The organism is Pantoea sp. sgz302252 (assembly GCF_047713085.1).
GTDB lineage: Bacteria > Pseudomonadota > Gammaproteobacteria > Enterobacterales > Enterobacteriaceae > Scandinavium.
In genome coordinates, this window is record NZ_JBLFJW010000061.1 from 1 (window position 1) to 9,831 (window position 9,831).

Consider the following 9,831-nt stretch of genomic DNA (forward strand, 5'->3'; position numbering starts at 1 on the left):
TTTTGGTTTTGTACTTCTGATTTGGCAGCAGGACAGCAACATCAAACTTGAGTTTGGCGATATCAACGCCGACGGAGACAAGACTCATCATGGCACTCCATAACCTTATGAATAATATCGCCGGACCATCCTTATATGTGGGTGCTCGGGGCACAGGATACCGTTCGGTCTTGAGGCGACAGGGAAACAGGTTACCGGGGCATAATCTCTCCCACGGGCTCAGGGGCACCAGGGCCGGGTGATGCTCACCGGTAACCTCCCGATGATCAGTCGGGGATCTTCTCCGCAGAAACGGAGAAGATCAAGACATAAGGGCCGGGGAGAGGGCATCAGGCTGCAGAGGACAAGCCGCCACCCGGCAAGACAAGCGCGCTACACCGCTTCCTCTTCGGCGACACGAACACCCACCTTCAGCACTTCATTGTCTTCTTTCTCGGCCACCGTCCACACCATGCCAGCAAATTCAACCTGGTCGCCGACAACCGGAGCAGCACCGAGCATGTGCTGCACGATTTCGCCCAGCGACTGTTGGTTATCGCGGAATTCTTCCCCGCCGTCGAGACCGTAAATCAGCGCCACATCGGCGAATTTGGCACTGGCTTCCAGAATGAAGTCACCAAAGAAGCGTTGATCCAGTGCTACCGGCGGCGACTGACTGAACAGCTTGCCGAGCAGTGGTAAATCTCGCTCACGACCGATGATGCACAGCACATCGCCTTCCTGTAACCGCGTGCTGCCCGTTGGGTGCAAAAGTACGTTATCGCGGAACAGCGCGGCGATACGCGTATCACGTGGCATATGCAGGTCGCGCAGGGCAGCGCCCACGCACCATTTGTCGGCGCTCAGTTGGTAGACGAATTGTTCCCAAGGGTTTTCCGGGTGAATATCCAGCCCCACGCGCGAGACAGGCCAACCGACCGGCGGGACGACAACTTTGGCTTTTTTCGCCGCCCAGGACAGCGACGTGCCCTGTAACAGCAGGGAAATCAGCACCACGAAGAAGGCGACGTTAAAGAACAGGCGCGCGTTCTCAAGCCCGGCCATCATCGGGAAAACGGCAAGAATGATCGGCACAGCACCACGTAATCCAACCCAACTGATGAACACGCGTTCGCGCAGATTAAACCCGCGGAAAGGCAGCAGGCCGATGAACACCGAAAGCGGGCGAGCGAAGAAAATCATGCCTGCGGAAAGCAACAAGGCCGGAATGGCTATCGGCAGCAGGTCAGAAGGCGTCACCAACAGGCCGAGCACAAGGAACATGCCGATTTGCGCCAGCCACGCCAGACCATCAAAGTTTTGCAGAATCGCATAACGGTTGCGAATTGGGCGGTTACCCAGCAGAAAACCGCAGAGGTAAACTGCCAAAATCCCACTACCATCAAGCGTTGTGGTGACCCCGAAAATCATGATCCCGCCGCTCAGCGCCAGCAGAGGATAAAGCCCCGCAGGCAGCGAAATGCGGTTGATCATCTGCAACAGCAGGTAGCCGCCGCCCAGGCCAATCAGAATACCTAAACCAAACTGCTGAATAATATGCACCGCAAACATCCAGTTCAGCCCGGCCTGATGCTGCTGGATCATCTCAATCAGGGTGATGGTCAGGAACACCGCCATCGGATCGTTACTGCCGGATTCAATTTCAAGCGTTGAGCCGACACGTTCGTTAAGCCCTTTGCCACCCAGCAGTGAAAACACTGCCGCGGCGTCGGTCGAGCCGACAATCGCGCCAATCAAAAGCCCTTCAATCAAATTGAGCTTGAACAGCCAGGCCGCCATCATGCCGGTCAACCCGGAGGTTATCAGCACGCCAACGGTCGCGAGTGAAAGTGCGGGCCCGAGCGCTACGCGAAACGAACTCGCCTGGGTGCGCATCCCGCCATCGAGCAGGATAACCGCCAGCGCGAGGTTACTGATCATGTAAGCGTAGGGATAGTTATCAAACGGAATGCCGCCAATGCCGTCGATGCCGGCGAGCATGCCTATGGCGAGGAAAATGACCAGAATCGGGATGCCGAGTCGGGAGGAGAATGAGCTCAATAAAATGCTAAGGGTGACCAGCACCGAACCCAAAATAAACAGACTGATTATTGCTCCAGCATCCAACGTTCACGTACTCCCGGATTTCGCGCGGTTTGAAGAGCTAAAACGTTACCATATTCGTACGTGAAACGATGGATTTATCAGAGATATGAATAGTTTTTTTATTCAGCGATAACCGGATGTCCGCTCAGGGAGAGTGTCGTGGTGACGCCGTTATGCACTAAACGGCCTTTTGCACCCAACGGCAGCGTCACGGTGCGCTGCTCATGGCCAAAATCCAGCCCGCTGAGAACCGGGATAGCCAGACGTGACTGAAGATAATCGACCATCACGGGAATGTCGTAGCCGTCGTCATACTCATTGGGCTCCGCACCGCTAAAGCTGCCCAGCACAATGGCGTTCTGGCGCGACAGAATACCTGCATGGAAAAGTTGCAGCAGCATGCGCTCAACGCGGAACGGATGTTCGTTGATGTCTTCCACCACCAAAATGCCGTTTTCGATCTTGGGCAGCCACGGCGTACCGATAAGCGAGACCAACAGCGCCAGGTTGCCGCCCCAGACGGTGCCTTCCGCTATGCACTCTGGCCCGTGTCCTGCCCATTCGAGAGTGAACTCCGGATTGCGCAGGGCGCGCCAGAAGTGATCGACGGTGAAATCGTTAAGCGTTTCCGCACCGAAATTCCCCGCAATCATTGGTCCGCTGAATGTAATCACCCCTTCGCAAAGCAAAGCCATCTGAATGGCGGTGAAATCGCTGTGACCGCAAATCAGCAAAGGTTCCTGCTGCTGGCGAGCAGCAAGCGCAGGCCAGTCAATTTTATCGAGTAAGCGACTTACCCCGTAACCGCCGCGCACGGGCATCACTATCGTGTTGTTTCCGGTAAGGGTTGCCAGGGCGTTAACATCCTCTGCTCGCTCGGCCTCGGTGCCAGCAAAACGCTGCTGGCGACGGGTGACAACCTGCTGATTTAGCACCTGATGGCCTTGCGCCTCAAGACGCTGGATACCGAGAGCCGCGGCCTTCTGGTTAATGCAATAGCCCGATGGCGCGATCAGATGAAACAGATTCATGGCAATTCCTTGCAGAGAATGAAACGGTTATCATGCCGCCTGAAGAACGCGTTGTCATTATGCGCGGCACATTTCCATCAGAAGGATAGATGCGTGAAATTAAGAGGGTTTGCCATTCTGGCTGTTCTGCTTGCGGGCTGTAGCTCAAAACCGAAATACGATTATACCCAGCCCCCTTACAATCCCACTGTGCCTGTCCAGCAGGCGATGCAATGGATGCCAATCAGTCAAAAAGCTGGCGCGGCCTGGGGGCTTGATCCGAAATTCATCACCGCCATTATCGCCGTGGAATCTGGCGGTAATCCGAATGTCATCAGTAAATCCGGAGCGGTCGGCCTGATGCAGCTCAAACCTTCTACTGCCGGGCGCGAAGTTTATCGCTACATGGGCTGGAGCGGTGATCCTTCTGTCAGTGATTTAAAGAACCCTGAGCGCAATATTTCGATGGGGTCGGCTTACTTCAGCATTCTTGAACACGGCGTACTGGCAGGCATTAAAGACCCGGAAGTGATGCAGTACGCGCTGGTAACGTCTTATGTGAACGGTGCAGGCGCGTTGCTGAGAACCTTCTCTTCCGACCGCAAGAAGGCTATCTCCGAGATTAACGACATGGATAAAGAAGAGTTCTTCGATCACATCGTGAAAAACCATCCGTCACCGCAGGCCCCTCGCTATATCTGGAAAGTGCAAAAGGCCATGGACGCGATTGATTAACGGACTTTATTGGCGCGTTCTCGCGCTTCACGCTCCAGGGCGAAAATAATGCGCTGGAGCGTGCGCTCGATAGCGGGGTTGACGTTAAGAAAGCGGAAACTCAGGCGCGGCGTGCTGATAGTCTCATTTTTGCTGTCCACCACCTTCCGTTCGCTCAGCGAAATCAGTTGAGCATCAAAATGAAATTTTCCCCACTCGCCCATGTCCAGTTCCAGCTGTGGGATCATCAGACCATCTTTCAGCAACGCAGGCGGCGCTTCATCCATTAACACCCCCATGCCGCCGAGTGACAAATCGCACAGTCGGAAACGAATTTCGCTTTTATCCGGCAGCTTCGCTTTGCAGTAATAAACCGGGTGGAGTGGGGCGGCAATACGGAAAAATTCCCGGCGCTGAACAAACCACAGCGAAGGCGGGACCGGCATGGTGAACGCAGGAAGATCGAGAAACTGGCCGCTGTTAACCTTCGGCACCGTGAATTCGACTTTTGCCCCCTGAGTCTCAGCGGACAGGGTGATGTTTTCCGCGCGAACCACGGCACGGTTTTCATATTCCTGGCTGCCGTAGTCAATGATCAGCGCATGTGGGGAGATATCGAGAATGCGGCTGATAAACTGGTTTGTGCCCCACGACACGCGCAACGGAATACGATCGCGATGGAGATCGCGCAATACGTTCAACACTGCCAGCGGACTTTGCTTAAGAAATTGCTCATTGTAATGACTCACGCCTGATAGCTCCTGGATGACAGACTATGGGTAAACTATCGGCAGTGCGTTTGAGAACTTAATACAAACAGAGTAAAAAAATCTGCGTTAAATATTTGACAAGTTTACCCACATTTTAGGAATGTTTACCTATACTTAAGGGAACCGGAGCGCACAATACGCACGTTTTTTCTATGGCTATTGTTTATTTGGAGGAGGGTTAAAATGGGTATCATTGCCTGGGTTGTGTTTGGACTGATTGCCGGTGTGATTGCGAAACTGATTATGCCGGGTCGTGACGGCGGCGGCTTCATCCTTACCTGTATTTTAGGGATTGTGGGTGCGGTAGTCGGTGGCTGGCTGGCAACCATGTTTGGTATGGGCGGGAGCGTCACTGGCTTCAACATGCACAGCTTCCTGGTCGCGGTGGTCGGTGCGATTGTGGTGCTGGTGGTGTTCAGATTGTTGCGACGCAACTAAGTTACTATTTTTGTTGAAAAGGGCAGCCTGCGGGCTGCCCTTTTTTATGCTTCATTGCCCGGCGGCGCTTTGCTTGCCAGGCCTACAAAGCGGGATAATTCGTAGGCCGGTGCAAACGAAGTGCCGCCCGGCAGAGGCAAGCTTGCGATTAGAAATCATATCCCACGGTGGCGATAACAGAACGTTCCGCGCCCCAATAGCAGTTGTTGGTGCCATAACAGCCTGAAAGATACTCACGATCTGTCAGGTTGTTGGCATTCACCTGCAACCACGCGCCTTTCAGGGCTGAAGTCCAGGCCCCTAAATTCGCACGTACCATGGCGTCAACCAGGGTGACTGACGGCAGGCGTTCGGTGTTGGCATCATCTGCCCACTGCTTACCGATATAACGCACACCGGCGCCAGCGCTGATGCCGAAATCAAACTGATAATGCGCCCACAGCGAAGCCATCTGATCGGGTGTCAGCTGCGGCATATTGTCGTCGGTGCCATCTTTGGTATCGGCAAAGCGCAGGCGGTTCCAGGTATAACCGGCAATCGTGCTCAGACGCGGGGTAATTTGATTACGTGCTTCCAGTTCAATGCCTTGTGAATGGACTTTTCCGGCTGGCAGGAACGTGGCTGTGCCAATATTGGTATCACGAGTCGCCACGTCTTTTTGGGTCAAATCATACAGCGCGAAGCTGTACATATCGCTGGTGCCAGGCGGCTGGAATTTAAGCCCAGCTTCATATTGTTCCGCCGTAGTCGGCTTCAACAGATTGCCGTCCGGGCCGACCAGCATCGCCGGAGTGATCGCCTGGCTGTAGCTCAGGTAAGGCGACAGACCATTTTCGAAGGCATACAACAAGGAGCCGCGAGTGCTGATGTGATCGTCAGAACGGCGTGTGGAGGTGCCAAAGGTGTCGCTCACCTGCTGCGAAACAATGCGGTCATAGCGTGCAGACAAATCCGCATGCCAGCGATTCCAGACCATTTCGTCCTGCAAATACACACCTGCCTGATAATAGCGACGGTTGTTGTCATCGCTGTAGGTCACGGTGTGCCCGGTTTGCGGGGTGGAGTAAGTCCATGGATTGAGCGGAGAAGCGCCGCCTGCGCCGGTCCATAAATCGTTCCGGAAACGATGGTATTCGCCGCCCAGCACCACGGTGTGAGCCACTTCGCCAGTCGTAAAATCAGCCTTAATACGGTTATCCGTCGACCAGCCATCCAGAGAACCTTTTGAGCCGCTATAGCCGCGAGCCAGCATGTCGCTGCCATCAATCCAGCCCACCTGATAAACCTGATTCAGGTTCACATCCGAATGGGTATAGCTGCCGCTGGAGTGAACAGACCAGATGTCGTTGAACTGGTGATCGAACTCATAGCTGTAAATCTGCTCGCGACGCTGATAGCCATCGCCCGCGTCACCTTCGTTGGTGTGATTGCTGAGCTTGCGTCCGTTGTGCTCATAGCGGGTGCCGTCGAGCGGCAAAGAACCGTGATAGCCGCCGGAGGGATCTTTTTGCAGATAAGCGCGAAGCAACAGGCTGGTGTCTGAGTCTGGCTGCCAGAGCAGGGAAGGGGAAATGGCGTACCGTTCTTCGCGGGTATTGTCGAATTGCGTATCGGTATTACGGGTAATGCCAATAATACGATAAGCCCACTGCTCGTTAATGGCATCAGTGTAATCAAAAGCCGCGCCTTTGGTATTTTGCGTGCCGCCAAACGCCTGTATATGGCCTTCAGATTTAAACTGAGGGCGCTTCGAAGTGAGATTGACCAGTCCGCCTGGCACGCTCTGACCGTAAAGTGCGGAAGACGGGCCTTTAATCACATCGATTCTGTCGATAAACCACGGGTCGATTTGCAGCACGTTATGACTGCCGCCGTCACTCATCAGGCGCATACCGTCGAGGAAAATATTATCGACGTCGCCGCCGTGGAAGCCGCGCAGGGAAATCGCGTCAAATCTTGTCGCTGCGCCGCCAAAGGTGCTGTAAACACCTGGCGTGTAGCTCAGCGCCTGGCTGACGTTAGTGGCACCCTGATCTTCCATCTGCTGGCGAGTCACCACCGAAACAGATTGCGCAGTGGTGATCAACGGCTGATCGGTTTTGGTCGCGCCGGTAGAGGTTTTGGCGGTATAGCCTTGCGTAGGTGCTGTCGCGGATTGTGCAGGCTGCGCGGTTACCACTACGGTTTCTTCCGCCAGAGAAGAGCAGGGAAATGCCAGCGCCAGGGCGCACAGCACCGACGAGCGTTTGAAAAGCAAAGTGTTATTCATCGCATAATCCTGAAAAACGCGGCCTGGCACTCCTGTGCGCCACCGTGTCAAAGCGTGTGAAAATGTCATTTTTCATTAAAAATAATGCGAATTATTATTGTTTGCGTTAACTGAATCAAGCGAAGAAGAGTGTAGAAGGAGGCGGCTACCAATATTGGTAGCCGGGGAAGAGCAGGGCGGTATACCGATAACATGCTCCACGAAACGAGTCAGGTTCTTTTGGCCAGGTAATTGATCTGTTTGACCTGTCTATGTGTCGTGATAACACAATGTATTACGTTACTTGAATAGGATTGAGTTAATGAAAAAGGTTCACAATTTTATGGGTACCGTCAGCACATTGCCCCAGGTGTCGTGGTCTGCATGCCACGCCGTACTGCCGTCTTCGTTTATCAGCGCCTGCGGCAGGCCCCGGTAGTCGCAGTGGTACAGGTGGATTGTGCGTACCGGCGTGTACACCGGGTCCATCTGCCGGGCCATCTTTCAACGTTCAGTCCGCAGCCTGCCAGCCACTGTATGGTTTCTTTGCTGACGCACTGGCGGTGGATTTCCTGCGCCAGTACATCAAGCTTCTTTGTCAGCACTGGCCGCAGCGTGATGCCAGTGCCCACCTCCGCCAGGCAGCGACTGACGGGCAGTCATCCCTGGAATGTTTGGACCACAATACCCTTTTATCAGTACGTTAAGATCTCGTTTTCTGTTAAATAACTAATTTCGCCATCAATTCAAACACTGATATTCATGGCACTATTATTTTATTGGCATCTTCTAACCAACAATCAAGTGATTTTATTCTTACAATACTTTCATCATCGCCTTTATATAAGGGATTTGGTTGCCCAACTGTAGTAATAAAAAAATCAACTCCATTTGGGCACTCGATGAAATCATAATCAATTATATAATCACCAGGAATGATCCCCGCCGGGGATATTTCTAGGTGGTATACATCTGAGAAAACAAGAAATCCACCAATTAGATTTTGTTTATCATCATACCCCCATTCCTCTTGTGGTGATAATCTGGATATGGAATCTATTTTTATTCTAACTTTCAAGTCCCTGCTATTTATCTCCAAAGCAATAATGGCACGATCGCCGAGATATAGTCTTTCAATCAATTTTTCACCCTCAAATTAATACACTTCACCAGAACATATGTTATCTGCCGAGTCAGAATCCATTTCACCTTCAGCAGAAAGTGCACAATAACATTGTGTAAACGAACCACTTTTACATGATCTCAATGTAAATATATGCAGTAATGGCTGTATAGTACTGAGAACTCCAATGCCTTTGATACTGAAGTGAGCCTCTTTGCTATCCCATTTTACTACGTTACCATTGGCATCAAGAGAAGCTCCCTGACCAGTCTCATGCGGGCCTGTTCCGGGTAAATGAGCATGGCCATGTGGTTTTTGAACACTTTTATGGCCTAATGGGTTTAGTCTGTACGCATTTGAGCCATTCTCATAAAATGTATGTGTATCAGGACTATTTAGTCTTTGCGGTGGATAAGGCCCAGTTGAACCGCCCATAGGCTCCATCATGACATTCCCCTTAGGATCTGCGATAAATCGACCAACAGGCTGCCCGGTAATAGGATCTACCGTGCATTGCTGGTTAGCGGCAAGACCAAGCGGGTCTGTAAAATGCAGTGGGTTAAGTGGATACGTATACAAATTCCACCCACCCCGTAACCCAATCGGATCCTGGGTAATATACCGGCCCTGTTGTGGGTCGTAGTAACGGTGACGGTTGTAATACAGCCCGGTTTCTTCATCGGACTGCTGGCCCGGCAGACGGATAAGCTGTTGCAGGTTTTGTGGATTATCCTCGTGCAGCAGATTGCCCCATTCGTCATATTCCGCCTGCCAGGCGAGGCTGCCGTCCATGTTGATTAACGCCAGCGGCAGTCCGCGGTGGTCGCAGTGGTACAGATGAATTTTCCGATCCGGAATATAAACAGGCTCCATCTGCCCGGCCATCTGCTCCACCGTCAGCCCACAGCCTGCCAGCCACTGGCGGATGTCCTCGCTGACGCCGTTCTGCTGAATTTCCAGTTCAAGCCTGTCCAGCAGCGAGGTCAGTTCCGGCGGCAGCGTCACGCTGCCTTCCTGTTGCAGCTTTTCCGCCAGCGTGCGGCGGGCCGCTTTTCTCAGCTCCGCAGCCGGTGTTTCGATGCGCAGCAGTGGCGTGAAGCTGCCCGGCAGATAAATTGTCTGGACGCGGGTGCCTTCCGTTTCCGTGGTGGTCAGGCGGTCGCCGTCCCAGCCGTACCACACCGTCTGCTTCAGTTCCGGCTGGCTGCAGCTGCCGTCGTGGAATACTGTCGCCTTCCACACCTGTTTGCTGATGCGTCTGCCCGCCGGGTCGTAACGGTAGCGGCTTTTTATGTGGATATAGCCATTTTGCCTCTGTTGATACTCCACCAGCCGGTGCTGCAGGTCGTACCGATAATGGTGTGTGTGGCTGCCGAATTTGCGGATGGCCCGTTCGTCTTTCTCTGTCAGATTGCCGTGGTGGTCGTGGTGGTAATAAAAATG

General features: G+C 53.1%; 8 protein-coding genes and 1 pseudogene. 2 read left to right on the forward strand and 7 right to left on the reverse strand.

What is annotated here, in order from left to right:
• Positions 1-372: 372 nt before the first annotated feature.
• Both ACLW56_RS24535 and ldcA read right to left on the reverse strand, forming a co-directional pair.
• Complete coding sequence (locus ACLW56_RS24535) at positions 373-2,106, reverse strand: potassium/proton antiporter (protein ID WP_330986232.1); 1,734 nt, start codon at positions 2,104-2,106, stop codon at positions 373-375.
• 98 nt (positions 2,107-2,204) lie between these two features.
• Positions 2,205-3,116 carry a muramoyltetrapeptide carboxypeptidase gene (gene ldcA, locus ACLW56_RS24540; protein ID WP_330986233.1) on the reverse strand — a complete coding sequence of 304 codons (912 nt, stop codon included), beginning with the start codon at positions 3,114-3,116 and terminating at the stop codon, positions 2,205-2,207.
• 93 nt (positions 3,117-3,209) lie between these two features.
• Between ldcA and emtA the strand changes: the two genes are divergently transcribed.
• Positions 3,210-3,830, forward strand: coding sequence for a membrane-bound lytic murein transglycosylase EmtA (gene emtA, locus ACLW56_RS24545; RefSeq protein ID WP_330986234.1), 621 nt, complete (start codon positions 3,210-3,212; stop codon positions 3,828-3,830).
• Here emtA and ycgR read toward each other — a convergent pair.
• Complete coding sequence (ycgR, locus tag ACLW56_RS24550; RefSeq protein WP_330986235.1) at positions 3,827-4,558, reverse strand: flagellar brake protein YcgR; 732 nt, start codon at positions 4,556-4,558, stop codon at positions 3,827-3,829. The genes emtA and ycgR overlap by 4 nt on opposite strands.
• A 204-nt stretch (positions 4,559-4,762) precedes the next feature.
• Here ycgR and ACLW56_RS24555 point away from each other — a divergent pair, with 204 nt between their 5' ends.
• Complete coding sequence (locus ACLW56_RS24555) at positions 4,763-5,017, forward strand: GlsB/YeaQ/YmgE family stress response membrane protein (RefSeq protein ID WP_330986236.1); 255 nt, start codon at positions 4,763-4,765, stop codon at positions 5,015-5,017.
• Positions 5,018-5,165: 148 nt separating this feature from the next.
• Here ACLW56_RS24555 and ACLW56_RS24560 read toward each other — a convergent pair whose 3' ends face one another.
• The 4 genes and pseudogenes from ACLW56_RS24560 to ACLW56_RS24575 all read right to left on the reverse strand — a co-directional run.
• The gene (locus ACLW56_RS24560) at positions 5,166-7,286 is read right to left on the reverse strand and encodes a TonB-dependent siderophore receptor (RefSeq protein WP_330986237.1); all 2,121 of its coding nucleotides are present in this window, start codon (positions 7,284-7,286) and stop codon (positions 5,166-5,168) included.
• A 312-nt stretch (positions 7,287-7,598) separates the two neighbouring features.
• Positions 7,599-7,754, reverse strand: coding sequence for an RHS domain-containing protein (locus tag ACLW56_RS24565; RefSeq protein ID WP_415378141.1), 156 nt, complete (start codon positions 7,752-7,754; stop codon positions 7,599-7,601).
• 271 nt (positions 7,755-8,025) lie between these two features.
• Complete coding sequence (locus ACLW56_RS24570; protein ID WP_330986238.1) at positions 8,026-8,406, reverse strand: DUF6258 family protein; 381 nt, start codon at positions 8,404-8,406, stop codon at positions 8,026-8,028.
• Between the two features lie 507 nt (positions 8,407-8,913).
• Positions 8,914-9,831 (reverse strand): annotated as a pseudogene (locus ACLW56_RS24575) (RHS repeat-associated core domain-containing protein); the annotation flags it as partial.